This window comes from Micromonospora sp. NPDC005413 (genome assembly GCF_040606435.1).
Classification (GTDB): domain Bacteria; phylum Actinomycetota; class Actinomycetes; order Mycobacteriales; family Micromonosporaceae; genus Micromonospora.
The window spans coordinates 16,837-43,388 of the sequence record NZ_JBEXEV010000030.1 but is presented as its reverse complement, the minus strand read 5'-3'; the positions used below and the strand labels follow the sequence as shown (position 1 = coordinate 43,388).

Annotated in this window: 21 protein-coding genes; 12 read left to right on the top strand and 9 right to left on the bottom strand. The window is 72.1% G+C overall.

Translation table 11 applies throughout. From position 1 onward, the window contains the following. Positions 1–162 precede the first annotated feature (162 nt). Positions 163–2,985, top strand: coding sequence for a BTAD domain-containing putative transcriptional regulator (locus ABZS37_RS25465; RefSeq protein ID WP_355172856.1), 2,823 nt, complete (start codon positions 163–165; stop codon positions 2,983–2,985). 55 nt (positions 2,986–3,040) lie between these two features. Here the strand turns inward: ABZS37_RS25465 and htpG are convergent, their stop codons facing one another. Beyond that, on the bottom strand, positions 3,041–4,957 hold the full coding sequence (gene htpG, locus ABZS37_RS25460) for a molecular chaperone HtpG (protein WP_355172854.1): 1,917 nt from the start codon (positions 4,955–4,957) through the stop codon (positions 3,041–3,043). A gap of 161 nt (positions 4,958–5,118) precedes the next feature. Here htpG and ABZS37_RS25455 point away from each other — a divergent pair, with 161 nt between their 5' ends. Beyond that, positions 5,119–5,817, top strand: coding sequence for an SDR family oxidoreductase (locus ABZS37_RS25455; RefSeq protein ID WP_355172852.1), 699 nt, complete (start codon positions 5,119–5,121; stop codon positions 5,815–5,817). 286 nt (positions 5,818–6,103) lie between these two features. On the opposite strand, the gene ABZS37_RS25450 is transcribed toward ABZS37_RS25455, so the two are convergent. Next, the gene (locus ABZS37_RS25450) at positions 6,104–7,861 is read right to left on the bottom strand and encodes a M28 family peptidase (RefSeq protein WP_355172850.1); all 1,758 of its coding nucleotides are present in this window, start codon (positions 7,859–7,861) and stop codon (positions 6,104–6,106) included. 202 nt (positions 7,862–8,063) lie between these two features. On the opposite strand from ABZS37_RS25450, the gene ABZS37_RS25445 reads away from it, so the two are divergent. Next, a complete protein-coding gene (locus ABZS37_RS25445) occupies positions 8,064–10,895 on the top strand; it encodes an ATP-binding protein (RefSeq protein WP_355172848.1) in 2,832 nt (943 codons plus the stop codon). 19 nt (positions 10,896–10,914) lie between these two features. Here ABZS37_RS25445 and ABZS37_RS25440 read toward each other — a convergent pair whose 3' ends face one another. Further along, complete coding sequence (locus ABZS37_RS25440) at positions 10,915–11,673, bottom strand: hypothetical protein (protein WP_355172846.1); 759 nt, start codon at positions 11,671–11,673, stop codon at positions 10,915–10,917. Continuing rightward, positions 11,670–12,170 (bottom strand): SigE family RNA polymerase sigma factor, encoded by a 501-nt coding sequence (locus tag ABZS37_RS25435; RefSeq protein WP_355172844.1) that lies wholly within the window; start codon positions 12,168–12,170, stop codon positions 11,670–11,672. Before ABZS37_RS25435 ends, ABZS37_RS25440 begins: the two co-directional genes overlap by 4 nt. Before the next feature lie 138 nt (positions 12,171–12,308). Here ABZS37_RS25435 and ABZS37_RS25430 point away from each other — a divergent pair, with 138 nt between their 5' ends. Further along, positions 12,309–13,145, top strand: coding sequence for a DUF3152 domain-containing protein (locus ABZS37_RS25430; protein ID WP_355172842.1), 837 nt, complete (start codon positions 12,309–12,311; stop codon positions 13,143–13,145). Between the two features lie 11 nt (positions 13,146–13,156). On the opposite strand, the gene ABZS37_RS25425 is transcribed toward ABZS37_RS25430, so the two are convergent. The 3 genes from ABZS37_RS25425 to ABZS37_RS25415 form a co-directional block, all read right to left on the bottom strand. After that, positions 13,157–13,792, bottom strand: a complete 636-nt coding sequence (locus tag ABZS37_RS25425; protein ID WP_355172840.1) for a hypothetical protein — start codon at positions 13,790–13,792, stop codon at positions 13,157–13,159. Between the two features lie 123 nt (positions 13,793–13,915). After that, positions 13,916–15,100, bottom strand: coding sequence for a snapalysin family zinc-dependent metalloprotease (locus tag ABZS37_RS25420; protein ID WP_355172838.1), 1,185 nt, complete (start codon positions 15,098–15,100; stop codon positions 13,916–13,918). Positions 15,101–15,259: 159 nt separating this feature from the next. Then, positions 15,260–16,243: a helix-turn-helix domain-containing protein gene (locus ABZS37_RS25415; protein WP_355172836.1), complete on the bottom strand. Its 984-nt coding sequence runs from the start codon at positions 16,241–16,243 to the stop codon at positions 15,260–15,262. Positions 16,244–16,316: 73 nt separating this feature from the next. On the opposite strand from ABZS37_RS25415, the gene ABZS37_RS25410 reads away from it, so the two are divergent. Further along, on the top strand, positions 16,317–17,576 hold the full coding sequence (locus ABZS37_RS25410; RefSeq protein WP_355172834.1) for an MFS transporter: 1,260 nt from the start codon (positions 16,317–16,319) through the stop codon (positions 17,574–17,576). 134 nt (positions 17,577–17,710) lie between these two features. Next, positions 17,711–18,280, top strand: a complete 570-nt coding sequence (locus ABZS37_RS25405) for a hypothetical protein (protein ID WP_355172832.1) — start codon at positions 17,711–17,713, stop codon at positions 18,278–18,280. Positions 18,281–18,363: 83 nt separating this feature from the next. Here the strand turns inward: ABZS37_RS25405 and ABZS37_RS25400 are convergent, their stop codons facing one another. Next, complete coding sequence (locus ABZS37_RS25400; protein ID WP_355172830.1) at positions 18,364–18,720, bottom strand: L-rhamnose mutarotase; 357 nt, start codon at positions 18,718–18,720, stop codon at positions 18,364–18,366. Positions 18,721–18,896: 176 nt separating this feature from the next. On the opposite strand from ABZS37_RS25400, the gene ABZS37_RS25395 reads away from it, so the two are divergent. From ABZS37_RS25395 to ABZS37_RS25370, 6 genes are all read left to right on the top strand, one after another. Continuing rightward, positions 18,897–19,577 carry a response regulator transcription factor gene (locus ABZS37_RS25395; RefSeq protein WP_355172828.1) on the top strand — a complete coding sequence of 227 codons (681 nt, stop codon included), beginning with the start codon at positions 18,897–18,899 and terminating at the stop codon, positions 19,575–19,577. A gap of 14 nt (positions 19,578–19,591) precedes the next feature. Then, positions 19,592–21,034 (top strand): HAMP domain-containing sensor histidine kinase, encoded by a 1,443-nt coding sequence (locus ABZS37_RS25390; protein WP_355172826.1) that lies wholly within the window; start codon positions 19,592–19,594, stop codon positions 21,032–21,034. Further along, positions 21,031–21,930 carry a Gmad2 immunoglobulin-like domain-containing protein gene (locus tag ABZS37_RS25385; RefSeq protein WP_355172824.1) on the top strand — a complete coding sequence of 300 codons (900 nt, stop codon included), beginning with the start codon at positions 21,031–21,033 and terminating at the stop codon, positions 21,928–21,930. The genes ABZS37_RS25390 and ABZS37_RS25385 overlap by 4 nt, the downstream gene beginning before the upstream one ends. A 139-nt stretch (positions 21,931–22,069) precedes the next feature. Then, entirely contained in the window at positions 22,070–22,699 is a 630-nt protein-coding gene (locus ABZS37_RS25380; protein WP_355172822.1) for a TetR/AcrR family transcriptional regulator, read from the top strand. A gap of 33 nt (positions 22,700–22,732) precedes the next feature. Continuing rightward, complete coding sequence (locus ABZS37_RS25375; protein WP_355172820.1) at positions 22,733–24,226, top strand: MFS transporter; 1,494 nt, start codon at positions 22,733–22,735, stop codon at positions 24,224–24,226. Positions 24,227–24,289: 63 nt separating this feature from the next. After that, positions 24,290–25,081: a maleylpyruvate isomerase family mycothiol-dependent enzyme gene (locus ABZS37_RS25370; protein WP_355172818.1), complete on the top strand. Its 792-nt coding sequence runs from the start codon at positions 24,290–24,292 to the stop codon at positions 25,079–25,081. Between the two features lie 51 nt (positions 25,082–25,132). Here the strand turns inward: ABZS37_RS25370 and ABZS37_RS25365 are convergent, their stop codons facing one another. Beyond that, positions 25,133–26,332, bottom strand: coding sequence for an RtcB family protein (locus ABZS37_RS25365; RefSeq protein ID WP_355172816.1), 1,200 nt, complete (start codon positions 26,330–26,332; stop codon positions 25,133–25,135). Between the last annotated feature and the right edge of the window lie 220 nt (positions 26,333–26,552).

Genomic DNA, 26,552 nt, shown 5'->3' with positions numbered 1-26,552 from the left:
CACGACCGCGTCGGCCGTGAGTCGAATTGCCGACATCGGATTGAGAGATGTCGCTGTGCCTACGATGATCTGCGCGGAAGGTCGACGGATTCCTGCCGGAACCTCAATCCGGCTGTGCCGGCGGGGTTGGCCGACCGGCGGCACGGGGGCGAGCGGCGATTCATGGAGATTCGAATCCTCGGACCAGTCGAGGTGTGGTCGGACGGCCAACTGATCGACGCGGGAGCGGCCCGGCAACGCGCCGTCCTCGCCGCGCTGGCGGTCGACGTGGGCCGGCCGGTTCGCGCTGAATCCCTGGTGGATCGGGTCTGGGGTGACTCCCCGCCTCCCCGGGTCCGGCACAACCTGCACGTCTACCTCGCTCGGATCCGCCGGGTGCTGACCGCTGCCGGGGCGCCGGACGCGCTGGTCCGCCGCTCCGGCGGATACCTGCTGGACCTACCGCCGGAGACGGTCGACGGACAGCACTTCGACGCACTACGGCAGCGGGCCGTCGAGCTAACCGACGACGACCCGGAGCGGGCAGCGCTGCTGCGCCGGGCAATGGTGCTGTGGCGCGGCGAGCCGCTGGCCGGGTTGCCCGGCGAATGGGCAGCCCGGGTCCGGCAGGACTGGCACCGCCGGCACACCGAAACCGTCGTGCAGTGGGCCCGCAGCCTGCTGCGCCGGGGTGAGCCGGAGGCCGTGATCGACCCGTTGACCCGGCTCGCCGACGACGACCCGCTCGACGAACCGGTCGCCGCCGCGCTACTGCAGGCGCTGGCCGCCGCCGGGCGGAGCGCACAGGCGCTGGCGTACTACGCCCGCTTACGGGACCAGTTGGCCGACGCGCTCGGCGCGGACCCGAGCACCGAGCTTCGCCAGCTGCACCAGGCCATCCTGCGCGGCGAGATCACCGTGCCGACACCCCCCGCCGAGCCGACCCCGACGCACACTGCGGCCGGCCCCGTCGCGCGGCTGGACCAGGCACACCCGGTCCCGGCGCAGTTGCCCTCGGACGTCCGGGGCTTCGCCGGACGGGCGGCGGAGCTGACCCAACTGGATGCGCTACGGACGGCTGCCGAGGCGCATCCGGGTGCGGTGCCGGTGGCGGTGATCTCCGGGCTGGCCGGGGTGGGCAAGACGGCGCTGGCCGTGCACTGGGCGCACCGGGTGGTCGAGCATTTCCCCGATGGGCAGCTCTACGCCAACCTGCAGGGCTACAGCCACAGCGGCGTGGTGCGCAGCGCGGAGCAGGTGGTGCGCGGCTTTCTGACGGCGCTCGGGGTGTCGCCCCGGGAGCTGCCGTTCGACCCGCAGGAGCAGACAGCGCTGTACCGTAGCCTGCTGGCCGGCCGACGGATGCTGATATTGCTGGACAACGCCCGGGACGCCGCGCAGGTCCGGCCGCTGCTGCCCGGGTCCGCCCACTGCCTGGTGCTGGTGACGAGCCGGGACCGGCTGACCGGCCTGGTGGCCACCGAGGGCGCCGAGCCGCTGGTGCTGGACCTGCTCACCGCCGCGGACGCGGAAGCACTGCTGCACGCACGGATCGGGGTGCGGGCCGCGATGGAACGAGCCGCCGTCGGCGAGTTGGTCGGGCTCTGCGACCGGCTGCCGTTGGCGCTGGTCGTGGTGGCGGCCCGGGCGGTTGTCCGGCCTCAGCTCTCCCTGGCCGAGCTTGGCGCGCAGTTGCGGACCGACGGTGGGCTGGGCGGGCTGGACGCGGGCGACCACGCCAGCAGCGTGCGGACGGCGCTGTCTTGGTCGTACCGCCTGTTGACCGGGCCGACCGCCCGACTCTTCCGGCTGGTGGGCGGCAGCACGGACGTGACGCTCAGTACGGCGGCCGGAGCCAGCCTCGCCAGCGTCGAGCACCGCGAGGTGCGGGCGGCCTTCGCCGAACTCGCCGACGCGCACCTGGTGCTGGAGCGGGGCCCGGACCGGTACGGGATGCACGACCTGCTGCGGGCCTTCGCGGCCGAACTCTCCGGCGAGCAGGACCCGGTCGGCGATCGGGCTGTGGCGCGGGGTCGACTCTTCGACCACTACCTGCAGAGCGCGCACGCTGCTGCCGTGCTGCTGCACCCGCACTGGGACCCGATCGCGCTGCCGCCGGCCGTCGCCGGGGTCCGACCCGAAAAGGTCAGCGATCACGGCGAGGCGACGGCATGGTTCGCCCGGGAGCGTGAGGTGCTGATCGCACTGGTCGAGCGGTGCGCGGCCAGCGGGTTCGACCGGCACGCCTGGCAGCTGGCCTGGAGTTTGACCATTTTCCTGGACCGGCAGGGCAGCTGGCACGACCAGCTGGCGGTGCAGCGTACGGCGCTGGTCGCCGCGCACCGCAGCGGCGACTTGGCCGGGCAGGCACACGCGCACCGCAGTCTGGCCCGGGCCCAGGCCCGGCTGGGCCGGCTCGACGAGGCACCCGGTCAGCTCCAGCGGGCACTGGAGCTGTTCCGGGCCCTCGACGACCCGGCCAACCAGGGGCACACGTGCCTGGACCTGGCTGAGATGGCCGACCGGCAGGGCCGGCGCGCAGAGGTCGTCCAGCACGCGGAGGGGGCGCTGACGTTGTACCGCACGGCCGGGCACCGGTACGGGCAGGCGATGGCGTTGAACGCGATCGGTTGGTACCGCGCCCAACTGGGTGAGCACGACGCCGCGATCGAGGCGTGTCGGCAGGGCTTGGTGCTGTTGCGGGAGTTCGACGACCGCCACGGTGAGGCCCCGACCTGGGACACACTGGGGTACGCGCAGCACCGCGCGGGGCGACCGGCGGAGGCGGTCGACTCGTACCGGCACGCGGTGGAGCTGTACCGGGAGTTCCGGGACCGGTACTACGAGGCGGACACGCTGGGGCACCTGGCCGAGGCGCAGGCCGAGGCCGGCGACCTGGCCGGGGCGGCCCGGAGCTGGCGGACGGCGTTGAGCATCCTCGACGACCTCGGGCACCCGGACGCGGAGCGCATCCGTCGTCGGCTCACGGACGCCGACGGACCGTGACCGGCCGGCGGGGGCCCTCTGATCGGGCGGCCCGCCGGCCGGAGGGGTACGCCTCCTACAGGGTGCGCGCCAGCCGGTCGGCGAGCGTCCGGGTGAAGCGGGCCGGGTCGGTCAGCTCACCGCCCTCGGCGAGCACCGCCAGGCCGTACAGCAGCTCGGCGGTCTCGGTCAGGGCGACGGAGTCGCTGCCCTGCTCGTGGGCCTTGCGCAGCCCGGCGACCAGCGGGTGACCGGGATTGATCTCCAGAATCCGCTTGGTCGGGGGAACCTCGTGCCCCATCGCCCGGTACATCTTCTCCAGGGTCGGGGTGAGGTCGTGGGCGTCGCCGACGACGCAGGCCGGTGAGGTGGTCAGCCGCGACGACAGGCGGACCTCGCGGACGCTGTCGGTAAGGGTGGTGCCCAACCAGTCGAGCAGCGCCGCGAACTCCTGTCGCTGCTGCTCGCGCTCGGCCTCGGCCTGCTGCTTCTCCTCATCGGTGTCCAGGTCGATCTCGCCCTTGGCGATCGAACGCAGCGGCCGGCCGTCGTACGCGCCGACCCGCTCGACCCACACCTCGTCGACCTGGTCGGTGAGCAGCAGCACCTCGTGCCCCTTGGCCCGGAACGCCTCCAGGTGCGGGGAGTTCTCGATGGCGGCCCGGGAGTCGCCGGTGGCGTACCAGATGTCGCTCTGGCCGTCCTTCATCCGCGCGACGTAGCCGGCCAGGTCGGTGGGCTCGGTCGCGTCGTTTGTGGAGGCCACCGACAGGATGTCCAGCAGGGTGTCGCGGTTGTCCGTGTCGTCGATCAGCCCTTCCTTGACCACCGCGCCAAACTCGGTCCAGAAGGTGCGGTAGCGCTCGGCGTGGTTGGCCTTCAGGTCCTTGACCGTGGCGAGGATCTTCTTCACCAGACGGCGGCGGACGATCTGGATCTGCCGGTCCTGCTGAAGGATCTCCCTTGAAATGTTCAGCGACAGGTCGTGCGCGTCGACCACGCCCTTGACGAAGCGCAGGTACGTGGGGACCAGCGCCTCGCAGTCGTCCATGATGAACACGCGCTTGACGTAGAGCTGGACGCCACGGCGGCCCTGCGGGGAGAACAGATCCAGTGGGGCGTGGCTGGGCAGGAACAGCAGCGCCTCGTACTCGAAGGTGCCCTCGCCCTTCATGTGCACGACCTCGAGCGGGTCGGCCCAGTCGTGGCTGACGTGCTTGTAGAACTCGTTGTACTCGGCGGCGTCGACCTCGTCGCGGGGCCGCGCCCAGAGCGCCTTCATCGAGTTGAGGGTCTGCACCTCGCTGGTGGCGTCCGCGCCGTCAGCGCCGGGACGCTCGACACTCATCCGGATCGGCCAGGCGATGAAGTCGGAGTATCGCTTGACGATCTCCCGGATGGTCCACTCGGCGGTGTAGTCGTGCAGGTTGTCCTCGGTGTCGACCGGCTTGAGGTGCAGCGTCACGGTGGTGCCCTGCGGCGCCTCGTCGACCGTCTCGATCGAGTACGTGCCCTCGCCGGCGGACTCCCACCGCGTACCGCCGGTCTCGCCGGCCTTGCGGGTCAGCAGGGTGACCCGGTCGGCGACCATGAACGCGGCGTAGAAGCCAACGCCGAACTGGCCGATCAGATCCTGCGAGGCGTGGGCGTCGGCGGATTCGCGCAGCTGGCGCAGCAGCTCGGCGGTGCCGGACTTGGCGATGGTGCCGATCAGCTTGACGACCTCGTCGCGGGTCATCCCGATGCCGTTGTCCCGCACGGTCAGGGTGCGGGCGTCCCGGTCGACCTCGAGTGCGACGTGCAGGTCGTCGGTGTCGGCGACGAGGTCCTTGTCGACCAGCGTGGCCAGCCTCAGCTTGTCCAGCGCGTCGGACGCGTTGGAGATTATCTCCCGCAGGAAGACGTCCTTGTTCGAATAGATCGAGTGGACCACCAACTGGAGGAGCTGACGCGCCTCGGCCTGGAACTCCAACGTCTCGGCCTGGTTACTCACACCGTCTCCCTGCTCGGCTCGTGCGGAGGTTCGCGGAAAGGATACGAGCCGTCACCGGCCGGGCGGCGGCCGCATCCGGGTCATATTCCCGATCCGGGCGCACCACCCGCGTGACATGGCTGACTTTGCCTGACAGAAGTCAGGTCGGATAGCGTGACGCCATGAAGATCGCTGGAAGTACCGCCTTCGTCACCGGCGCCAACCGCGGCTTCGGCCGGCACCTGGCCGCCGAACTCCTCGCCCGCGGCGCCACCGTCTACGCCGGCGCCCGCAACCCGGACACCGTCGACCTGCCCGGCGTGACGCCGGTGCGGCTGGACATCACCGACCCCGCCTCGATCACCGCCGCCGCCAAGCTGGCCGGCGACGTCAACCTGCTGATCAACAACGCCGGCATCGATTCCCGAACCGACCTACTGGAAGGCGACCTGGACCTCGTCCGGCTCGAACTGGAGACCCACTACGTGGGCAACCTGTCGATGGTCCGGGCGTTCGCGCCGGTCATCGCCGGCAACGGCGGCGGGACCATCCTCAACGTGCTCTCCGTGTTGTCCTGGGTGAACTTCCCCAGGCACGGGGCCTACGGCGCCGCGAAGTCGGCCGAGTGGGCGATGACCAACGCGCTGCGCCTCCAACTCGCCGAGCGGGGCATCCGGGTCGCCGGCCTGCACGTCGGCTACATGGACACCGACATGGCCGCCACGGTCACCGGCCCGAAATCCGACCCGGCGGTGATCGCCCGGATCGGGGTGGACGGCATCGAGGCCGACGCGTACGAGATCGTGACCGACGACATCAGCCGCCAGGTCCAGGCCGGGCTCGCGGGCGGGGTCTCCGCGCTCTACCCGCAACTCCCCTAACCCCCCCGGGCCCGCGCCCGCCGGGCCCGCGCCCGCCGGGCCCGCGCCCCCCGGGCCCGCGCCCGTCGCCCGTCGCCCGTCGCCCGTCGATCTAGGGCGAATCGTCGTTAGACGATCTCCATTCACAACGATCTGCCCTAGATCGACGGGCGACGGGCATGGCGCGCGGGCGTCGGGCGTCGGGCGACGCGCGACGGGCATGGCGGGCGTCGGGCGACGGGCCACGCGCGACGGGCATGGCCGCCGGGTGGAGGCGCACGGGGCGCCTCGACCCGGCGACCCGCCGTCAGCTTGCCTGCAGCGTCACGTCGTCGATCACGAAGCTGGTCTGCAGCGAGGAGTCCTCGGTGCCGGTGAACGTCAGCGTCACCGTCTGCCCGGCGTACGCGGCCACGTTGAGCGTGCGCTGAACGTAGCCGGTGGCGGCGTTGAGGTTCGAGTACGTCGCCAGCGTGGTCGAGCCCACCCGGACGGTGAGCTTGTCGTAGGCCGTGGAGGTGGTGGTCTCGGCGGTGTCGATGTGCAGCCAGAACGACAGCGTGTAGCTGGCGCACCCGGCCGGCACGGTCACCGACTGGGACAGGGTATCGGTGCGGGTGCTCCCGTACCCGTTGAGCCAGGCCTTGTACGACCCGGTCCGGGCCGGTTGGCTGCTGGAGTTGGTGATCACGCCGGAGGACGCGGTCCACGGCGTGCTGCCGCTCTCGAAGCCGCCGTTGCCGATCACCTGACCGCCTGCGCAGCCGCCGGTGCCCGTCACGGTGAGGGTGAGGCTGGCGGTGCGGGTGACCGAGCCGGTGCCGGTGACCGTGACGGTGAAGGTGCCGGTCGCCGCGCTGGCCGATGCGGTCAGGGTCATCGTGGCCGAGCCGCCGGAGGTCACCGAGGACGGGCTGAAGGAGACGCTGACCCCGCTGGGCGCACCGGAGGCCGAGAGGTTGACCGACTGGGCCGAACCGGCGGTGGTGGCGGTGGCCACCGTGGCGGTGGTGCTGGTGCCCTGCGCGACGGTGCGCGCCGTCGGGTTGACCGCGACGGAGAAGTCGTTGGTCGGGGTGCCCCCGCCCACGGCGAGCTGCCACAGCGCGTACGCGACGCCGTCCGCGGCCCGGTTCAGCACGGTGGCGCTGACGTTGGCGGTGGTGTCGCAGGCCCGGTGGTAGCACGGGTCGTAGGCGGCGTTGGCGGTGCCGCCCCACTTGGCCGCCTGGGCGCTGGTCTTGCGGGCACTGGCGCCCGCGGCGTAGCCCGAGGTGAGGATGCCGGCCTGCTGGAAGTAGTAGTCGTCGGAGCGGCCCTGACCCTCGACGTTCTCCTCGGGTTGCAGCCCCAGCGAGTCCCAGTACGCCTTCAGCGGCGCCGCCGTGGTGGACGTGACCCGGTTGATGAAGTAGCCACCGTTGACCGAGCCGACCATGTCGAAGTTGTAGTAGCCCTTGATGTAGCCCCGCTGGGTGGTGTTGAGCGAGTTGACGTAGAACCGGGAGCCGTTGAGCCCCTGCTCCTCGTCGGTCCACCAGGCGAACCGCACCCGCTTGGTCATGGTCGGGTTCTGCGCGGCGAGGACCAGCGCGTTCTCCAGCAGGGTCGACGAGCCGGTGGCGTTGTCATTGATGCCCGGGCCGGCCGAGACGCTGTCCAGGTGAGCGCCGAACATGACCACCTGGTCGGCCGGGCCGCCGGGCCACTCGGCGATGAGGTTGTTCGAGGGGTACGTGCAACTGGAGCAGTTCTGCTCGCTGACGGTGTAGCCGGCCGCCTGGAGCTTGCTCTTCACGTAGTTGAGCGAGGCGGTGTAGCCGGCCGAGCCGGCCCGCCGGTTGCCGCCGTTGCTGGTGGCGATGGAGTTGAACTGGGTCAGGTGCGCCTGGACGTTGGTGACGGAGATGTCCGGTGCTGCCAACGCGACGGCGGGCGCGGCGATCGGCCGGGCCACCGTCGTCACGGGCGTGGGTGACGCGGCCACCGGCTGGGCGGCCAGCGTCACCGTCATTCCGGCGAACACGGCAAGCGCGGCTCCCGCGCTCAGCGTTCTGCCTCTCATGGGGGCTCCTCGGGGTTGGAGAGATACCCGAGACAATTACAGATATCGATCTCATGGACATCGGTCGTTCGTCCGGAACCACCACCGGTTCGACGGTGGGTACCGGCGTCGGCACAAGTGAGTAGAGATGCCAGGATGGGTAGGTAACGCAGCAGGGGTCGTCGGGCCCGGAACGGGGGCTTGCGATGGGGCCGGGTCGAGCGTGACACGACCCAGCACTGGCCTGTTCACCGGCGGCGGTGACACCGGCAGGTTGATGGCGGAGCTGGACTGGGCCCGCACGCCGCTCGGCCCGGTGACCGGATGGCCGCAGAGCCTGCGTGCCGCGGTCCAGCTGGTGCTGTCCTCCCGGTACCCCATGCTGCTGCTCTGGGGTGAGAGCTACTCCCAGCTCTACAACGACGCGTACTCCGCGCTGATCGGCGACAAGCACCCGGCCGCGCTCGGCGACGACGTGCGGGTGACCCTGGCCGAGGGCTGGGACGTGCTCGCCCCGCTGATCCAGCAGGCCATGGCAACCGGAGTGGCCAGCTGGGTTCCCGCCCTGCGGCTGCTGCTGGAGCGGGCCGGCTACCGCGAGGAGGCGTACTTCAGCGTCTCGCACGCCCCCGCCCGGGACGACGACGGCCGCACCGTCGGCGTGCTCGCCGTGTGCAGCGAGGTCACCGAGCAGGTGGTCGGCGAACACCGACTGCGCCTGCTGCGCGACCTGTCCGTTCTCGGCGACGGACGCACCGTCGACGTGGACGCCACTGGCGCCCGGCTGATCAACGCGATCGACGGCCATCCGCTGGACGTGCCGTTCGCCGCGATCTACGTGCGTGACGGCGCGGTGCTGCGGCGGATCGCCGGCGACGGCCGGGGGCACGCGGGAGCGCTGCCGGACACCGTCGAGCTGGCCGCACCGGGTCCGGCCGCGTCCGCCTGGGGGCTGCCGGACGCCGCCGAGGGCCGACCGGCCCAGGTGACCGGCGTCGCCGACCGGCTGCCACTGCCCGCCGGCCCGTGGGGCGACCCGGTCCGCACCGCGCTGGCGCTGCCGCTGCCCTCGGGCGACGAGGATCAGCCGCTCGGCGTACTGCTGGCGGGGGTCAGCCCCAGCCGAGGGCTCGACGAGGCGTACCGGGCCTTCACCCAGCTCCTGGCCCAGCAGATCTCGGTGGCGCTGCGCAACGCACAGGAGTACGAGGAGGAGCGGCGCCGAGTCGAGGAATTGGCCGAACTGGACCGGGTCAAGACCGACTTCTTCGCCAACGTCAGCCACGAGTTCCGTACCCCGTTGACCCTCATCCTCGGCCCGCTGACCGACGCCCTCACCGACGCCAACGCCCTGCTGGCACCGGTGCAGCGGGAGCGGGCGGAGACCGCCTGGCGTAACGCCACCCGACTGTTGACCCTGGTCAACAGCCTGCTCACCTTCTCCAGCCTGGAGGCCGGGCGCGCCCGCAGCGACGCGCGCGTGGTCGACCTGGCCGCGCTCACGGCCGAGCTCACCGGTGTGTTCCGGGCCGCCGTCGAGCGGGCCGGGCTGACTCTTGAAGTGGTCTGTCCACCGCTGCCCCGGCCGGTCATGGTCGACCCGGTCAACTGGGAACGCATCGTCACGAACCTGCTGTCCAACGCCCTGAAGTACACGTTCATCGGCCGCATCCGGGTCGCCCTGGACGCCGACGATGAGGAGGTACGCCTCACCGTCGCGGACACCGGTATCGGCATCGCCGAACGAGACCTGCCGAAACTCTTCGAACGCTTCCACCGGGTGCAGGGCGCCCGCTCGCGCAGCCACGGGGGCACGGGCATCGGCCTGGCCCTGGTGCACGAGTTGGCCCGGCTTGAGGGCGGTGAGGTTCGGGTGACGAGCCGAGTGGGCGTCGGCAGCACCTTCACCGTGGCGCTGCCCTGGTCGGCGGCGCGCCGCACGGCGGTGACGAGTCCGCCACTGGACGGACGGGGTGACGCGGCCCGCGCCGCTGTCGAGGAGGCGATGGGCTGGCTCGCCGAGCCGGGCGGCAGTCTGACGGAGCCCGTCCGTGCGCCCGGGACGGCCGTGGACGAACTGGCCGGGGCGCGGATCCTGGTCGCCGACGACAACAGCGACATGCGGGCGTACCTCAGCCGGCTGCTCAGCGGGCAGGGTTGGCGGGTGCGGGCCGTCACCGACGGTCGGCAGGCCCTCGACGAGGTCCACCGCGAACTTCCGGACCTGGTCCTCACCGATGTGATGATGCCGGTGCTGGACGGCTTCGACCTGGTGCGCCGGCTGCGCGCGGACCCGGCGACCCGGGCGTTGCCGGTGCTGGTGCTCTCCGCCCGTGCCGGCGGGGAGGCCAGCGTGGAGGGCCTGAGCCTGGGCGCCGACGACTACCTGGTGAAGCCGTTCGCCGCGGCCGAGCTGATCGCCCGGATCCGGGCCGCCATTCGTCGAGCCCGCGACCGCGCCGACCCGGCCGCCGCCAACGGCACAGCGACAGTCAGCGCCGCGCCGGCGTCGGCACGGCCCACCGCGGTCAGCGCCGTCGCGTCGGCCCCGGCGGTCGACGAACCACCGGTCGAGGGGCCGTCAGCCGACGCCGTCCCGGGCACCACCGGAGAACCCGACTCGGACGCGTCCGTGGTCGCGGAGGTCCTGGCCGACCGGGACGGGCTGGGCGAGATCCTGGACGTCGGGTGGACGTACCCGTCGGCACCCACCTCGGCCGCGGCGATGCGTCGGGATGTCCGGCTGACGCTGGGTGACCTCGATGTCGACCCGGACGTGCTGGAGGATCTGCTACTCGCCACGTCGGAGGCGATGAACAACGCTGTCGAGCACGCGCAGCGGCCCAGCCGTCCGGAGGTGCGGCTGCGGGTCCAGGTGGGCGGCGGTCTGATCCGGATCTCGGTGCGGGACTTCGGCACCTGGCGGGACCGCCGACCAGCGATGGACCGGGGACGGGGCGCGCTGCTGATGAACGCCTACGGCGACGTGCGGCTGGTCTCCACCGCCGCGGGGACGACGGTGACCATCGAGCGCCGGCTGACCGACCCGGCCTGAGCGACCAGCCGCCAGCGCGTCAGAGTCGGCGGCCGTTGCCGTCGCGGGCGATGATGCCGTCGAGCCGCTCCCCCGGGGTCAGCTCGGCCGGGTCGAACCAGAAGATCACCACTTCCTTGTCGGCACTCCAGCGGGTCAGCCGGGCATCGACCTGCCGGCCATTCACCGTGCCGATGATCCGCTGGGCCGGGCCGACGAAATACCCGAAGGTGGGCACCGGCGCGGCCGATTCCCGCTCGTCGTAACCGATCTCGTGGAAGCCGGGCCCGCGGTCAGTTCCTTCGACGTCGTTGACCAGGATGTCCGTGGTCAGCGTGCCGTCCGGGGCGCGGCGACCGGCGGCCAGCCCGATGGACACCTTGGGCTGGCCGGGCACCGACACCTTGACGACGTAGTACACCCGCTGGTCGGTGCCGTGCCGCACCCCACTGTCGATCACCTGGCCCAGGGGCTTCGGGGGCGGCACGTCGGGGGCCATCGTCGGCGGTGGCGTGGGCCCCAGCGAGTTCGGCGCCATCGGCGAGACACCGGCCGGTGGCGGAGCGACGGCGACCGGCGGTGGACGCTCGGTCGTCGGCGGATCGCCTGGTCGGGCGCCGACCGCCACCACGACGACGACGGCGGCCAGCCCGGCCGCGAGCGTCGCCGCCCCGGCTCCGGCGACCCGCCGACGGGTACGCAGTCGCCGCCCCTCACGCATGACGGTGGCCAGGTCCAGCATGGCGTCGGGGCGCTCGGTCGCCCGCATGGCGTGGCGGAGCCGGTCCAGCTCGCTCATCGACGCGCCTCCTCGTCGGCCGCCCGTGGTGCGGCGGTGCGCAGCTTCTCCAAAGCTCGGGAGCTGGTGCTCTTGACCGTGCCCACGGATACGGCGAGTTCCCGGGCCACCTGCGCCTCCGGAAGGTCGAAGTAGTAGCGCAGCACGACGATGGCTCGCTCGCGAGGGCTGAGCGCGCCGAGGATGGTGATCAACCAGCGCCGGGTGGCCACCTCGTCGGCCACGTCGTCGCGCCGCTGCGGGGGGACCTCCTCGGTCGGATACTCCCGTATCGGCCGCCGCCACCCGTCGACCAGGTGGTTCACCAGGGTGCGGCGGGCGTACCCGTAGGCGTCGTCGTCGTGGATCCGGGACCACGAGGCATAGGTACGGACCAGAGCGGTCTGCGCGGCGTCCTCGGCCTGGTGGTGGTCGCCGGTCATCAGGAACGCGGCATGCACCAGTCGTGCGGACGCCGCCCGCGCGAACTCGACGAACTCCGTGTCACCCCGCGCCACCGTGAACCCTCCCCCGTGCCACACCGCTATGGACGGGGAAGGAGGGCAAAAGGTTGAGTCCGAGGAACATCAACTTTTCGCCACGGTCACCCGTCTTCTCCTCCGCGCAGCCGCCGACTGGCGCGCGAGGGGAGAGACATGTCGACGAAGGTTACCCGCCGGCGGCGTTCCGCCTCAGCGGCGTTGCTGCTGGTGCTGGCGCTGCTCACCGGATGCGAACTGCCAGCCGCCGGGCAACCCCCGACCGAGCCCGTCGCCGCCGGACCGTTGCCCGGCGGGCCACCCGCGACCACCGTTCCCGGTCGGCCGACCGGAGTCGCCGGTGTGACGCCCACCGTCGTACCTGCCGTCCCCATCAGCTACCCCGCCACCGGCGGCAACCGCTGGTCGATGGCGCCCGCCGAGACGGCACCCGCACGCGCGACCGGCGGTCGGCTGCTGCGCTACCGGGTCGCCGTGGAGCGCGACATCCGGGGCCTGCCGGTGGACGACATCGCCACGGCGATCTCCGCGACGGTGAACGACCGACGCGGGTGGACGGCCGGCGGGACGTGGCGGCTGCGCCGGGTGGGTGCCGGCGAACCGACCGACTTCACCATCTACCTGGCGACCCCCGGCACCCGCGACACACTCTGCCAGGACGTGCCGGACGGCTACACCTCGTGCCGCAACGGTGACCGGGTGGTGCTCAACGTGGCGCGCTGGGTCCAGGGAGTGCCGGGCTACGGCGCGAACCTCGCCACCTACCGGGAGTACATGGTCAACCACGAGGTGGGGCACCGGCTCGGGTTCGGTCACGAGCGGTGCCCGAGGCGGGGTCAGCCGGCGCCGGTGATGCAGCAGCAGACCCTGGGCCTTCATGGCTGCACCGCCAGCGCCTGGCCGTACCCGGATGGCAAGGTCCGCTACCGTGGGCCGGTCGGGGCGTACCGCGATGAGATCCCGCGGCGCGCGGGTGCCCACTCGGCGCACTGAGCCGACGACCCTCAGGTTCGGCGGCGGCGTTCCTGGTCGAGCCGCTCGTCCAGCCGGCCCAGCTCGTAGATGGCGTTGAGGTTGGTCGGGAGCCGGCTGACATTGTCCGGCACGGGGCCGGGATCCGGCTCGGGAGCGGGGGCCGGCGCCGGTGCGGCGGCGGGGCCTGGCGCGGCGACCGCCGGGCGGCGGTGCAGGAGCAGCAGTGCCAGGACCGCGAGGGCAGCCACGACCAGCAGGTAGTACGCGGGTGGCCAACCGTCGCGAGCGGGGTAGGCGAGCGTCGGCGGGCCAGTCGGGGCGGGGGCGTCACTGTTGGGCAGTGGCACGGTGGCTTCGCGGGCGCCCGCGCCCTCGCCACCGGCGGGGCGATCGGGTGCGACGGGTGCCGCCGGGGGTCGGACACCGGCCGACGACCTGGCGGGCGCGGGGGGCGCCGCCAGGCTGGGCAGGTCGGTGGCCGATGGCGTGGACGGCGGGGTGGCGGTCGGCGTCGGAGCCGCGCTCGGCGTGCTGCCACCCCTGAGCAGGTCGTCGACGATCCGGCCGACGCCACCGAGGAGGTCGCCGACCGGACCCGAGGTGGTCGACGGGGACGGCGCGGGCACGAGGGCGAGGGTCAGCACGAGGGCGACGACGGCAGGCATGGACCACCCCGGATGTGAGGATCTGCCAGGCACGGTACCCCAGTGCGACGGCGCGTGGTGACACACCCGCGTCGGGGCGGGGACGCGTGTCGCGCACGTCCCCGCCCGTAGTGTCCTCAATGGTCAGACGGGCAGACCTCCGACCTGGGTGGAGATCCAGGAGCGGATCGACGGCAGGTCGACGTAGATGGACGGGCCGGTGGCGCAGGTGGAGTTGTTGTTGCCGGCCCGGCTGGTCGCGCCGATCAGGTTCCACACCCCGTTGACGCGGCGCACCTGCGGCCCGCCCGAGTCGCCGTAGCAGGCGCCGGAGTTGCCGTTGGTGTTGTTGGTGCAGATCTCGTACGGGCCGTTGATGCCGGAGCAGCGGGTGTCGGCCACGATGGACGTGTCCAGCTCGTTGGCGACCGCAGGGGCTGATCCGCAGCCCCGGGGCGCGCAGGTCTGACCCCAGCCGATGATCCGGGTGGCGGTGCCGACCGCGCCGGAGGTGCTCGGGATCGGGGCCGGGGCGTAAGCGACCGAGCTGGCCAGTTGCAGCAGCTTGACGTCGACGCTCGGGTGGTTGACCGCACGGGTCACCCCGACGACGGTGCCGCCGCTGGTGCGGTTGACGCTGCCCACCCGCACCGACGACGGCGTCGAGCAGTGCTTGGCGGTGACCGCCCAGTTGGCCTTGATCAGCGTGCCGGTGCAGCCGGAGACGTACACCATGAACGGGTAGTTCTCCGAGGCCGCCCGACCGCCGACCACCGTCGGGCCGATGTCCGAGGCGCCGCTCCAGGTGTACGTCTCACCGACCGCGGGCGCGGCCAGTGTGCCGGCGAACAGCGAGTTCACCCGGCTCGCCTCGGCCGAACTGGGGTTCGCGTTGCGACAGGAGACCGGGGCGCTGCTGCCGGACATCAGGTCGGTGCAGAGGCCGGTGCGCCGGTCCGGCAGGCCGAGGATGTGGCCGATCTCGTGGGCGGCGATCCGGTTGCGGTCGTAGCCCTGGTTGACGGCCGTGCGGCCCATCCAGATCCGGCCCGAGCCGAGGCCGGTGGGCTGCGCCCGGGGCCAGCCGTCGTCGACGGTGATGGTGATGCTGGCCGGGGTGCCGGCCTGGAGCCGAACGGTGCTGACCCGGCTATTCCAGATCTGCGCCGCCTGGTCGAAGTTGGTGCGGAACTCGCCGGTCCGGCTCGCGTCGTAGTAGACGGTCCGCACGGCGGCGGCCGGTGCGCCGGTGGCGAGCTGCACCCCGGCGGCGGCCAGCACGGCCACCAGCACGGCCTGCACCGTACGTCTCAGTTGTCGTCGGAACATCACGCACTCCCCTGCGGTCGTCCGGCGACCATCGGCCACCGGTCATCGATGTACGTAAATGCTAAAGCCACGACGATCGATGTCCGGCATAGCGGAACCCTCATACCGAAGACCACGCAAGCGCCGTGGCGGCCTCGCGTCGCGCCTCGCCGACCGGCCTCAGATGGCAGCCGCACCGCCAGCGGCGATGAGCGTCTCGGCCGCCGTTGTGCGGGCGTAGAGAACGAAGCGTCCGGCGCGATGGGTGCCCACCAGGCCGGCGTCGCGCAGCGCGCCGAGATGCTGTGACACGGTGCCCGACGTGAGCCCGCATCGATTGGCAAGTTCCAGGGTCGAGGTCGGGACCGCCAGCTCATGCAACAGCTCCGCCCGGGTGCGACCCAGCACCCGGGCCAGCCCTCGCCCGTGCGGGGTCGGATCCCGTTCCCAGAGCGTGGCCACCGCCCGCGCCGGGAAGCGCAGCACCGGCTGTCCCGGAGACCCGAAGTTCGACCACACCCGGCGGCCGATGAAGACCGACGGTACGAGCAGCAGGCCCCGCCCGTCGAGTCGCACCGTGCCAGCCAGGACGACGTGCTCCACCGACAGCGTGTCGGCCTCCAACCGGACGAAGGGGTCGAGTTGGTTGAGCAGGCCGTGCACGCCGTCGCTGGCCATTCGCCGTGCGCCGAGCAGCACTTCCCGCTCCAGCAGGGTGCGCATCCTGGGCCAGTAGGGAGCGATGACCGCATCGGTGTACGCCCGGATCGCCGCGGCGAGGCGCCTCAGCTCGGCTGACGGGTCGACATAGAGCGCGGTCAGAGACGACGAACGCGGACCGGGTAGCGCGTCGAGACTGGACCGTACCGCCTCGGGAGGGGTAGCGACGAGCGTCGCCAACTCGACGTCGAGGGTGGGCTGCGACGTGGCTGGGGGCGGGCAGACGAAGGTCGGGATGATGGGTGTCGGCACCTGCACCAGGTCGGCGAAGAGTCGCCAGTCCACCCCGGTCAGGCGCGGCCGGACCCGCTCGTACCAGGCCAGATGCTCGGGAAACTGCTGCGGCCGCTTGACGACCCGCACACTGGCCACCGCCTCCCACAGCGGTGACACCGCGAATCGGATCATCGCCATGTCCCGCGCGTCCAGACCCACCAGCATCATTGGTGCCCCCCGATGGATTCGGCGAACGTCAAATCTATCGGCCGCGAGCATCGGGCCCGGCACCGTACATGCCATGACCACCACCCCGACGACCACTTCTGAGCACCGGGCAGACCCCTGGCCCAGTTCCTTCCGCCTGCTCTACACCGCCGCTCTCATCGACGGCGCCGGCTTCCACATCGGTCAGTTGGCGCTGCCGGTGTTGGCCGTGTCCCTGCTGGCGGCAAGCCCCGGTCAGGTCGGGCTGCTCAGTGCGCTGAGCACCGCCGCGTTCCTGCTGATCGGCCTACCGGCCGGAGTCTGGATCGACCGGCTGCCGCGCCGCGCCGTCCTGGTCACCGCCGATCTCACCCGGGCGGCGCTGGTCGCATCCGTGCCGGTGGCCTGGTGGGCCGGCTGGTTGAGCATCCCGCAGCTCTACCTTGTGGTGCTACTGACCGGCGTCGGCACCGTCTTCGCCGACGTCGCCGCGCAGAGCTATCTGCCGGAGCTGGTCGGCCGGGGCCGGCTGGTAGCGGCGAACTCGCTCCTGATGAGCACCAACGCGACCATGCAGATCGCCGGACGAGGGCTCGGCGGGCTCGTCGTGCAGGCACTCACGGCACCGGTCGCGATCGTGCTGGACGCCGTGACCTTCGTTGTCTCCGGGGTGATCCTGGCCCGCATCCGTGCCGACGCACCCCGCCGACGTCCGCCACGCGCGGCGGGCGGTTTCGCCCGGCAACTCGCTGCCGGTGTCCGGCATGTGGCCACCAACCCGCTGCTCCGCCCGCTCGCCATCTCGACCTCGAGCATCAACCTGACCATGCAGCTGACCACCACCATGCTGCCGGTGGTCTTCCTGCGCGAGCTCGGGCTTGGTGCCGCCGCCCTCGGCCTCTTCCTCGGCGCTGGCGGGATCGGTGCCCTGCTCGGCGCGGTGACCGCCCGCCCACTCGCGGAGCGGGTCGGACACGGTCGCGCGCTCTGGCTGCCCGGCCTGCTCGTCGCACCGCTCGGCGGGTTGGTCACGCTGATTGATACCGGGCCGATGCTCTGGGTGGCGGCGTGCGGCTGGCTGGCGCTGGCCTGGCGAACGGGGGTGGCCAACGTGATCGGGATCAGTCTGCGCCAGGGCGCAACCCCGGACGCGCTGCTTGGGCGGATGAACGCCACCTTCCGGTTCCTGCTCACCGGGTCGCTCACCATCGGCGCGGTGCTCGCCGGCGTGCTCGGTGAGTACGTGGACGTCCGAACCGCGCTGGTGGCCGGTGCGGTCGCCAACGCGATGACCTGGCTCCCGGTGTTCTGCTCACCGCTGCGCACGCTGGACCGGCCGCCCACGGCCGATTGATCCTCATCCGCTGTTACGTGGCGGTTACGTCGCGGCGAAGTACCCGTGTCGAGGCAGGACGACGGTGGCAGCAGCGGAGGGTCACCGGCAGCGCCGCCGCGACGTGGCCCCGAACATCGAACGGAGAAACCACCATGAGGATCAGGAGTGCACTGACAGCGTTGGCGGTCGTGCTCGCCGGGCTGGTCGCCGGCGCGGGCAGCAGCACCGCCGCGGGCAGCACGACCAGTTCGGCGTACTGCGGGATCACCTGGGGCAGCGCGGAGAAGTCGGCCGGAACGCTGAGCGACGCCCCGCTGGTCGACGTACGGACCGGCCGGCACGACTGCTACGACCGGGTGGTGTTCGAGTTCGCCGGCCCGGTCGACGGTTACGCGGTCGGCTACGGCGAGACGTGGACCGAGGGCGAGGGGCTGGCTTTGTCGCCGTACACCGCCGGGGGCGCGCTGCTGCGGGTCTCGCTGCGGGCCCCCGCGTACGACGCCGCCCACCAGGGCACCGTGCCCTACGCGGTCGGAGCGCACGTCGCGAACGTACTGCGCTACACGACGCTGCGCGACGTCGTCTTCGGCGGCAGCTTCGAGGGCTACAGCACCTTCGCGGTCGGCGTACGGGCTCGGTTGCCGTTCCGCGTGATCGTGCTGGCCGGCCCCGGCACCCACAGCCGGGTCGTGCTCGACGTGGCCCACCAGTGGCAGGAGTGAGCAGCAGGCTGCCCGTCCGGAGGCGACACCACGCCCCGGGCGGGCACGGCCGGACGGTTCGCTGCCGTCCGGCCGGGCGAGCCTCAGCTCCGGGAGCCCTGCAGTGCCTGGTCGGGTGCCTCTTCGGGCGACTCGTCCGCCAGGTGCCAGACCTCTCGCATCGGGGCCCACCAGTGCCCCGATCCGGGTTCGGCGAGCGACTCCTGACACGGGTCGGTCAGCTTCCACCACTCCTGCGTCTGCGGGTCCGCGGCGATGAGCCGCTGGTCGGCGTCGTAGTCGTCACCGACGTACTCGTAGTAGCCGACGAGCAGGTCGTCGTGGAGGAAGATGGTGTAGTTGCGGAAGTTCGCCTCGCGTAGCGTCTGCTCGACGCTCGGCCAGACGGCGGCGTGTAACCGCAGGTAGGTTTCCCGCTGGTCCGGGCGGAGCCGGATCACACAGCCATAACGTTGCACGTCGTGCCTCTCGTGTGAGCTGACCAAGTCGAGAGCAAGGTAGTGCACCTCCTGCCGCCGTTGCAGGATGCCCGGCGCGCGGCGGTGGCCCGGCCGGCCGCCGACACCGACCGTTTTGCCAGGTCTGTGGACCGTGGCGGCGGGTCTACCCTCACACCATGGAGGGCCGCGTGCTGGTGGTCGAGGACGACGCCTCCATCCGGGAGGTCACCGCCCTCGGTCTGCGCCGCGCCGGCTTCCGGGTCGACACCGCCGTCGACGGGCGGCAGGCCCTGGTGGCCTGGCGAGCCCACCCGGTCGATCTGATCGTGCTGGACGTCATGCTGCCCGGTCTGGACGGTCTGGAGGTCTGCCGGGAGATCCGGCGTACCAGTCAGGTGCCGATCCTGATGTTGACCGCGCGCACCGACACGATCGACGTGGTGGTCGGGCTGGAGTGCGGCGCGGACGACTACCTGCGTAAGCCCTTCGACCTGCCCGAGTTGGTGGCGAGGGTCCGCTCGGTGCTGCGCAGGGCGAGCGCGCCGGTCGCGTCGACCATGATCGAGGTCGGGACCCTGGAGATCGACCCCGGCAGCTTCGTGGTCCGCCGAAATGGTCGGGAGGTCGCGCTGACCTCCACCGAGTTCCGCCTGTTGCTGGAGCTGGCCCGCCGACCCGGCCAGGTCTTCACCCGGGAACTGCTGCTGGACCTGGTCTGGAACCACAACTTCCTCGGCGACTCCCGACTGGTCGACGTCGCGATGCAGCGGCTGCGCGCCAAGATCGAGGACGACCCGGCGCAGCCACGGCTGATCCGTACCGTGCGCGGCGCCGGCTACAAGTTGTCCATGGGCTGACAGGAGGGTCGGCGATGGCCGGACGCGCGGTGGCACCGGGCCGTCTGCGGCGCCGGCTGACGATCGCGTTCGTCCTGGTCGCCGGGGTTTCGGCCGGCCTGCTCGCCGGCGGGACCGGGCTGCTGCTACGGCAGTCCTGGTTGGACGCGTCACTACAGGAGGCCGCCGCCGACGCCCGCTACCAACTCGTCCTCGCCGGACAGTTCCTCCCGCTGACCGAGCAGCGCAGCACCGATCTGCTCACCAGCTTCGAGGCCAGCGGACGGCACGTGGTGCTCGTCGACGGCCCGAGCCGTCCCTCGCACCCCGCGTACGCGCCGGCGCTCGGCACCGAATTGCGGGCCACGGTCGCGGGCGGGCAGCTCGGCTACCAGCGCTCCGCGCCGACGGAGCGTCCTCGACTGTTGGTGGTCGGCGGGCGCATTCCCGGCTCGACCGCCGAGCTGTACGTGCTCACCGTGGAGGACGACGTCGCCACCGACCTGGGTCAGCTGCGTACCGCACTGGTGGCTGGCTGGGTGCTCGTGGTGTTGCTCGCCGCCGGGGTGGGTCACGCGCTGGCCCGCCGCACGTTGGAGCCGGTGGGTCGGGCCAGTCGGGCCGCTCGGGCGCTCACCGAGGGGCTGCTCGCCACCCGCCTGCCGGTACGCGGGCGCGACGAGTTCAGCGTCTGGGCGGCGTCGTTCAACGAGATGGCCGAGGCGCTGGAGTCGAAGATCGCCGCCCTGTCGGCTGCGCAGGCCCGGGAGCGGCGGTTCACCGCCGATGTCGCGCACGAGCTGCGTACCCCGGTGACCGCCCTGGTGGCCGCGGCGTCGCTGCTGCGCGAGCACCTGGACCAGCTGCCCGACGACGCGCGACCGGCCGCGCGCCTGCTGGTCGGCGACGTGGTCCGGCTGCGCCGGCTGGTGGAGGATCTGATGGAGATCTCCCGGCTGGACGCCGGCCGGGAGCAACCAGCCGTCGGGCCCGTCGACGCGTCGGCGCTGCTGCACGGGATCGTCGCCGCGCGCGGTTGGTCGGAGCGGGTACTGGTCACCGGCGACTCGGTCACGCTGCGCACCGACCCGCGCCGGCTGGAGCGCGTGCTGGCCAACCTGATCGCCAACGCGATCGAGCACGGCGGCGGAGAGATCCGGGCCAGCGTGGCCGGGGCAGGCCCGCTGGTCGTCTTCGAGGTCACCGACCAGGGGCCGGGCATCCCGGCGGAGCACCTGCCCCGCGTGTTCGACCGGTTCCACCAGGTCGACCCGTCCCGCTCCGCGCCGGGCAGTGGGCTCGGGCTGGCCATCGCGCGGGAACACGCCGCTCTGCTCGGCGGCGTGCTGAGCGTCCGCAGCGGGCCCGACGTCGGCACCTGTTTCCGACTGGAACTGCCGGCCCACGGTCCCGCCGCGCCACAGAGCGACGACGGCGAGCAGCGGCACGCCGGCACGGTGGCGGGCGGTGCGCGATGAGCCGGCGAGGTGCCGCCCGGGCGATCACGCCGGTGCTCGTCGCCGCGCTGCTCGTGACCGCGTGCGGCACACCGCGCTCCGGTGCGCTCGGTCCGGCGCCCACCGGTGCACCCACGAGCGCGGCACCGTCGAGCGCCGCACCGAGCGGACGTCCGGATCCGACCCGCACCGTGCCATCGGACCCGCCACGGTCACCCACGAAAGCCGCGCCGACGTCGGCCAGCACCAGCACCGGTGACACCGTGACCATTGAGCTGTGGTTCGTCCGCGCCGGGCAGCTCGTCCCGACCCGGCGGACCCGGCCGGCCACGGTCGCGACGTCCCGACTGGCGCTGACCGAGCTGGCCGCCGGCCCCACGCCGGCAGAGGCTGCCACCGGGCTGACCACCCTGCTCCCGGTCGGCGTCGAGGTCACCCGGATCACCGACGGCGTGGCGACACTGCGGGTCGCGTCCGCCGACGATCCGGTGAACCGGCGGCTACGCGAGGCGCAGGTGGTGTGGACGCTCACCCAGTTCCCCACCGTGCGGCAGGTCCGCTTCGGCGACGGGCCCCCGGTCGACCGAGCCGACTACACCGGTCTGCTGCCGCCGATCGTGGTCACCGGCCCGATCCCCGGCGACCGTGTCTCCACCCCACTCACCGTCACCGGCAGCGCCGACGTGTTCGAGGCCACGGTGAGTGTCCGGGTGTTGGACGCCGCCGGCCGGGAGGTGGCCACCGGTTTCGGCACCGCCAGTTGCGGCAGCGGCTGCCGGGGCGCGTACCGCGTGGTGGTCGGTTGGCGCACGGCTCGGGAGCAGAAAGGCACGGTCGAGGTGTACGAGGTGTCCGCCCGCGACGGCTCGCGGATCAACACGATGGCCGTGCCGGTGATCCTCGCGCCCGGCGGCTGACCACCGGGTTCACCCGCCGGCCATCTGCTCGAAACGCAATCGTTTCGTCTACTCGGTGCGATGCAACTCACGAAAACCTGCGCGTTCGGACAACCGGGAACTAGTGTCGGTACGACATCGTTTCGCGGGGGGTTCGGGGATGCTGGGTGGTCAGCAGGTGGGCGTGGGTGCCGGGGTGCCGGCGGCCCGGGCTCCGCGGTGCACCGCCAGCGACCTGTTCGCCGTGGTCATCGACCTGCTGCGCGAGGTCGGCTTCGACCGGCTGACGATCGACGCCGTCGCCGCCCGCGCCCACGTCAGCAAGGCCACCATCTACCGGCGCTGGGACGGCAAGGCGGAGTTGGTCGTCGCCGCCCTGCGCGACCGGCAGGTGGGCGTGCACAACCCACCCGACACCGGCTCCCTGCGCGGCGACCTGATCGAGTTGCTGCGCGCCACGGCCGCGATCTGTGCGGCCGACTGCGATCTCATGCAGGCGTTGGCCTTCGCCATGCGGACCAATCCGGAGCTGGAACGCCTGGTGCGTCACCAGGTGCTGCCCGCCGGGCGGGTGGCCAGCACGGCCATCCTGGTCCGCGCCGCCGCCCGGGGTGAGATCCCGCCGGAGGCCGGCGAACGGGAGCTGTTCCACGAGCTGGCGCCCGCGCTCTCCCTGTCCCGCATCGTCGCGTCCGGCCTACCCGCCGATGACGCGTTCCTCACCCAGGTCGTCGACCAGGTGCTGATTCCGGTGCTCCGCTATCAGCCCGACCGGCCGTCTCAGGCCTGATCCAACGACACTCGCAACACGGAAGGCTTCACCATGCCCGGAACTACCTCGACCGCCCCCGGCGCACCCGGCGCCGGGACGTCGACAGGCGCACCGCACCCGCGGCGCTGGATCGCGCTGGCGGTCATCGCGGTCTCGCAGCTGATGGTGGTCCTGGACGCCACCATCGTGAACATCGCACTGCCGCAGGCCCAGGCGGACCTGGGCATCAACGACGCGAACCGGCAGTGGGTGGTCACCGCCTACACGCTGGCCTTCGGCGGTCTGCTGCTGCTCGGCGGCCGCATCGCCGACTACTGGGGGCGCAAGCGCACCTTCCTGGTCGGCATGACCGGTTTCGCGCTCGCCTCGGCGCTGGGCGGTCTGGCCACCACCGGCGGGATGCTCTTCGCCGCCCGCGCACTGCAGGGTGCCTTCGGCGCGCTGCTCGCCCCGGCCGCGCTGGCACTGCTCACCGTCCTGTTCACCGAGACCACCGAACGTGCCAAGGCCTTCGCGGTGTACGGCGCGATCGCCGGCGGTGGATCCGCCGTCGGTCTGCTGCTCGGTGGGGTGCTCACCGAGTACGCCGACTGGCGCTGGTGCCTGCTGGTCAACATCCCCGTCGCCGCCATCGCCATCGCCTTCGCGCTCCCACTGGTGCCGGAGAGCCGGGCACACGGCAACACCCGATACGACGTACCCGGTGCGATCGTGGTGACCGCCGGCCTGGTCTCCCTGGTGTACGGCTTCACCAAGGCCGCCGAGAACGGCTGGGACGCCACAGCGACGCTCGGCTTCATCGCCGCGGGCGTGGTGCTGCTCGCCGCCTTCGTGGTGATCGAGATGCGCTCCAGCCACCCGCTGCTGCCAATGCGGATCCTCCTGGACCGCAACCGGGGCGGCGCGTTCCTCACCTCCACGCTCATCGGCGCCGGCCTGTTCGGGGCGTTCCTCTTCCTGACCTTCTACTTCCAGGTGGTGCTTCAGTACAAGCCCCTCGAAGCGGGTCTCGCGTCGCTGCCGGTCACCGCCGGTGTGCTGATCGCCGCGGGTGGCGCCAGCCAGCTGATGCCACGGTTGGGTGCCAAGCCGCTGATGGTCGCCGGTACGGTGCTCGCCGCCGTGGGCATGCTGGTCCTGACCCAGATCGACGTGAACACCTCGTTCCTCACCCACCTGCTGCCCGCCCAGGTCATCCTGGGCCTGGGCCTGGGCTTCACCTTCGTCCCGTTGTCCAGCCTCGCCCTGGTCGGGGTGCCGGAGCACGACGCCGGCGCGGCCAGCGCGACGCTCAACGCCACCCAGCAGATCGGTGGCTCCCTGGGCACCGCGCTGCTGAACACCATGTACACCAGCGCGGTCGCCGCCTACCTGGTCGGCCGGGCACCGACCCCGGTCAACCAGATCGAGGCGCTGGTGCACGGTTACAGCGTGGCGTTCGCCTGGGGCGCGGCGCTGATCGTGCTCGCCGGGCTGGCCACCCTGTTCCTGGTGAAGGTGCGCAAGGAGGACGTCCCGACCGGCAACACCGTGCACATGGGCTGAGCCGGCCGGCGGCCACCTCCGGTAACGTCCCGACCACCGTCGAAAGTCTGTTTGAGGAGATTTATGCCCACCCCTGCTGACCAGATCATCACGGCTCTGCGCGCCGGCCACGAGGAGCTCGCCGCGCTCGTCCGGGACCTCAAGGAAGACGACCTGCTCCGGCCGTCGGGGGCCAGCGAGTGGCAGGTGTCCCAGGTGCTGAGCCACCTGGGCAGCGGCGCCGAGATCACCCTGGCGTCGTTGGACGCCGCCCGCACCGGCGCACCCGGCCCGGACGGGGACTTCAACCGCGGCGTCTGGCAGCGCTGGGACGCGATGTCCCCGGCCGAGCACGCCGCCGGGTTCCTCGCCACCAACGAGCGGCTGGTCGAGGCGTACGAGGCGCTGGACGCCGACACCCGAGCCTCGCTGCGGATCGACCTCGGCTTCCTGCCGGAACCGGTCGACCTGGCCACCGCGGGCCGGTTCCGGCTCAGTGAGTTCGCCCTGCACCAGTGGGACGTCGAGGTGGCGTTCAACCCGTTCGCGGCGGTGACGCCGGAGGCGGTGTCGCTGCTGCTCGACCAGATCGGCGGGATGCTGGCCTGGACCAGTCGACCGCAGGAGCTGGCCGGCCGGGAGGCCACCCTGCTGGTCCGGCTGCACGAACCCGAGCAGGTGTACGGGCTGCGGCTGGGCGAGAAAATCGAGCTGGTCGACGCGCCGGAGCAGCCCGACGGCGAGCTGACCGCCCCGGCCGAGGCGTGGCTGCGGCTGGCCACCGGACGACTCGGGCCCGCCAACACCCCGGAGGGGGTGCGGGTGACAGGCCCGGTGCCCCTGGCCGACCTGCGCCGGGTCTTCGCCGGCTTCTGAGGAGATGCCGCGCGGGCCGGTCACCCCGACCCGCGCGGCCTGTCGACCCCGTCAGCCCTTCACGCAGACCACCTGCTTGAGGTGCGCCACCACCTCGACCAGATCCTCCTGCTGGGCCATCACCTCGGTGATGTCCTTGTACGCGCCGGGAATCTCGTCGACCACCCCGGCGTCCTTACGGCACTCCACCCCGGCGGTCTGCGCGGCCAGGTCGTCCGTGCTGAAGGTCCGCTTGGCCTGCGCCCGCGACATCCGCCGCCCGGCCCCGTGCGAGGCCGAGCAGTACGCGTCCGGGTTCCCCCGACCCCGCACGATGTACGACCCGGTGCCCATCGACCCGGGGATGATGCCCAGGTCGCCCCGCCCGGCCCGGATCGCACCCTTGCGGGTGACCAGCACGTCCACGCCGTCGTAGCTCTCCTCGGCGACGTAGTTGTGGTGGCACGAGATGGGCTCGTCGTAACCGACCTGCGGGAAGTGCTCGCGCACCACGCCGCAGAGCAGGGCCAGCATGACCGCACGGTTACGCCGCGCGTACTCCTGCGCCCAGAACAGGTCCCGCCGGTAGGCGTCCATCTCCGGCGTACCGACCAGGAACACCGCCAGGTCCCGGTCGGGCAGGTCCACGTTGTGCGGCAGACCCCGCGCCACCCCGATGTGCCGCTCAGCCAGCTCCTTGCCGATGTTGCGCGATCCGGAGTGCAGCATGAGCCACACCCGGCCCTCGTCGGCGCCACCCTGCTCCAGGCAGACCTCGATGAAGTGGTTGCCTCCGCCGAGGGTGCCGAGCTGCCGCTGCGCCCTGGTCTCCAGCTGCGCGACCCGCCGGTCCAGCCCGGCGAAACGGCCCCAGAAGTCGTCCCAACCGGCCTGCTCCAGGCCCCGCACCCGGCGCGGGTCGACCGCGTTGTCCCGCTGGGTGAAGCCGACCGGGATGGTGGCCTCGATCGCGGAGCGCAGCCCGGCCAGGTCGTCCGGCAGGTCGGCGGCGGTCAGCGACGTGCGGACCGCCGACATCCCGCAGCCGATGTCCACGCCGACGGCGGCCGGCGAGACGGCCTGCCGCATCGCGATCACGGAGCCGACCGTGGCGCCCTTGCCGAAGTGCACGTCGGGCATGACGGCGACGCCCTGCACCCAGGGCAGCGCGCCGATGTTGCGCAGCTGCCGGGCGGCCTGTGGCTCGATGGCGTACGGGTCGGTCCAGACCCGGACCGGTGCCCGGGTACCGGCGAGGGGGGTGAATCCCATCGTGGTCTCCTTGTGGTTGTCCGGGGCCCGGCTGCCGTATGCGGATACGAAACGGCCGCCCGATCCCCGTGGGATGGGCGGCCGGCGGACGCGTCAGCGTCGGCGTCAGTCGCGCCACCCCGGCTCGATGCCGCGCGCTGGGCGGCAGGCATGGGTTGTGGCGTTGGTGAGCACAGGGGCGCCGGCAGCGAGCAAGCGCCGCGCGGCATCGGTGCGGACG

Bases quoted from the DNA above. Each gene is read 5' to 3' on its own strand.
- ABZS37_RS25365 (WP_355172816.1), bottom strand. From the start codon at position 26,332: ATGGGATTCACCCCCCTCGCCGGTACCCGGGCACCGGTCCGGGTCTGG.
- ABZS37_RS25380 (WP_355172822.1), top strand. From the start codon at position 22,070: ATGCTGGGTGGTCAGCAGGTGGGCGTGGGTGCCGGGGTGCCGGCGGCC.
- ABZS37_RS25375 (WP_355172820.1), top strand. From the start codon at position 22,733: ATGCCCGGAACTACCTCGACCGCCCCCGGCGCACCCGGCGCCGGGACG.
- ABZS37_RS25385 (WP_355172824.1), top strand. From the start codon at position 21,031: ATGAGCCGGCGAGGTGCCGCCCGGGCGATCACGCCGGTGCTCGTCGCC.
- ABZS37_RS25410 (WP_355172834.1), top strand. From the start codon at position 16,317: ATGACCACCACCCCGACGACCACTTCTGAGCACCGGGCAGACCCCTGG.
- ABZS37_RS25465 (WP_355172856.1), top strand. From the start codon at position 163: ATGGAGATTCGAATCCTCGGACCAGTCGAGGTGTGGTCGGACGGCCAA.
- ABZS37_RS25425 (WP_355172840.1), bottom strand. From the start codon at position 13,792: ATGCCTGCCGTCGTCGCCCTCGTGCTGACCCTCGCCCTCGTGCCCGCG.
- ABZS37_RS25455 (WP_355172852.1), top strand. From the start codon at position 5,119: ATGAAGATCGCTGGAAGTACCGCCTTCGTCACCGGCGCCAACCGCGGC.
- ABZS37_RS25430 (WP_355172842.1), top strand. From the start codon at position 12,309: ATGTCGACGAAGGTTACCCGCCGGCGGCGTTCCGCCTCAGCGGCGTTG.
- ABZS37_RS25370 (WP_355172818.1), top strand. From the start codon at position 24,290: ATGCCCACCCCTGCTGACCAGATCATCACGGCTCTGCGCGCCGGCCAC.
- ABZS37_RS25390 (WP_355172826.1), top strand. From the start codon at position 19,592: ATGGCCGGACGCGCGGTGGCACCGGGCCGTCTGCGGCGCCGGCTGACG.
- ABZS37_RS25415 (WP_355172836.1), bottom strand. From the start codon at position 16,243: ATGATGCTGGTGGGTCTGGACGCGCGGGACATGGCGATGATCCGATTC.
- ABZS37_RS25440 (WP_355172846.1), bottom strand. From the start codon at position 11,673: ATGAGCGAGCTGGACCGGCTCCGCCACGCCATGCGGGCGACCGAGCGC.
- ABZS37_RS25420 (WP_355172838.1), bottom strand. From the start codon at position 15,100: ATGTTCCGACGACAACTGAGACGTACGGTGCAGGCCGTGCTGGTGGCC.
- ABZS37_RS25395 (WP_355172828.1), top strand. From the start codon at position 18,897: ATGGAGGGCCGCGTGCTGGTGGTCGAGGACGACGCCTCCATCCGGGAG.
- ABZS37_RS25450 (WP_355172850.1), bottom strand. From the start codon at position 7,861: ATGAGAGGCAGAACGCTGAGCGCGGGAGCCGCGCTTGCCGTGTTCGCC.
- ABZS37_RS25405 (WP_355172832.1), top strand. From the start codon at position 17,711: ATGAGGATCAGGAGTGCACTGACAGCGTTGGCGGTCGTGCTCGCCGGG.